Here is a 735-nt window from a genome sequence, read left to right as displayed (position 1 = left end):
CAACCCCCACAGCCCGAAGGCCATGGCCGCCGGCAACAGGTTGGGCAATAGCGACAGGATGCCGTACCTCACGGAACGCAACGCAATAACCAGCAGCACCGACACGCTGACCAACGCAATCAGCGCGCCGCTGAGCATGCTCTGAATATTGCGCATGGTGACCCGGCCAAACAGGATGTCCATGCCGGTGCCCTTGGTCTGCATGGCTTGCGGCCAGTTATCCTGCATCCAGGCTTCCACCCGATCATTGAATTCCAGCACCGGGTGCGAGCCGATATTCTCCAGCATCACGATGACCCTTGCCTGCTCCTTGTCGATATCCAGCTGGTCCTCCAGCCCCAGCCCCTGGGGTAGCGACAGCTCATATAACAAGGTGTATTGGGATATCAGTTCACGGGAGTCGGGAATGCGGTACCAGTCAGGATCGCCGCCGTGCATGTCTCGGTTTAATCGCTTGATTACATCCGTGTAGGCCGTGGCGTATACCACCTCATCCTGCTGCTCCAGCCACACGGTCAAATCATCAATATGCTGCAGATAGGCAGGCTCCATGGCACCACCGGATTCGCCGGAATGCACCGCATAGTCGATACGATGCATGCCCGTCAGGTTGTTCATGGCAAAATCGTTAACCCGACGAACCTCAAACGTCTCGTCGAAATATTCGTTGAACACATCATTGATGCGGTTCAATCCGATGGCGGCAGTAAGCACCACCACGACCACCGACATACC

Annotated in this window: 1 pseudogene; it reads right to left on the bottom strand. The window is 56.6% G+C overall.

The features are described from left to right. Positions 1–735: pseudogene (locus A3754_RS27300) on the bottom strand (hypothetical protein); the annotation flags it as partial.

The organism is Alcanivorax sp. HI0083, from assembly GCF_001635175.1.
The sequence above is the reverse complement of the archived record's forward strand: the minus strand, read 5'-3'. Positions and strand labels throughout refer to the sequence as shown.